This window comes from Micromonospora sp. LOL_015 (genome assembly GCF_048060275.1).
Taxonomy (GTDB): domain Bacteria; phylum Actinomycetota; class Actinomycetes; order Mycobacteriales; family Micromonosporaceae; genus Micromonospora_E.
Window position 1 is genome coordinate 1 of record NZ_JBHMIO010000157.1, and the last position, 744, is coordinate 744.

Annotated in this window: 1 protein-coding gene; it reads right to left on the reverse strand. The window is 71.0% G+C overall.

Features of this window, described 5'->3' with window-relative positions; genetic code table 11:
• The coding region (locus ACFHWU_RS29255; protein WP_416592320.1) for an IS701 family transposase at positions 1-665 on the reverse strand (665 nt) is incomplete at its 3' end.
• Between the last annotated feature and the right edge of the window lie 79 nt (positions 666-744).

Sequence of the window (744 nt, forward strand, 5' to 3'; positions counted from 1 at the left end):
CCCCGGGTCTCGCAGGTGTCGCGTAGCCGCCGGTCCCGGCCGTAGACGGCGTCGGCGGTGCACCACCGCACCGGTACGCCGGCGTCGAGTGTCTCGGTGAGCAGGTCGGCGGCGAGTCGGGGTTTGGTCGCGAACTCGGTGGCGGCGGGGACGCCGGTGGCGGCACGGCGGGCGTCGTCGTCGAGGTGGGCGGCGGGGATCCACAGGCGGGAGCCGACCAGGGCGTGGCCGGCGCGGGTGGCGTAGGTGGCGTTGACCAGGTTGACGGCGTTGGTGACCTTTCCCGCGCAGCCCACGTACTGGCGGGTCACGCCGCACGTGCCGGTGCCGGTCTTCTCCACCCCGCTCTCGTCGAAGATCAGCGTGTTGTCGCCGTCCGGGTCGGCCAGGCGTGCCACGGCGAAGTCACGGACCACGCCCATCGCCTTGTCCGTGTCCCAGACCGCGCGTTCGAGTAGTCGTTGCATCCGGTCCGGGGTGGTGTCCCCGGCGTGTTCGGCCAGGGTCCAGCAGTTCTTCCGGGGCAGGTCGGCGATCAGGCCGCGGACGTACTTGCCGGCCTGCCGTAGTGGTTCGACCCGGGCGAAACACGCGCCGAGGTCTCCCATCAGCGTGGCGAGGTTTTCCTCGACCCGACCGGCCTCTACCATGGCCGCTGCGGCCACCTCGTGATCCTTCGTTGTCCACACAACACCGGACGATCATGCGGTGGCCGTCTCCGTCGCCGCACATCCTGTCCGTCCA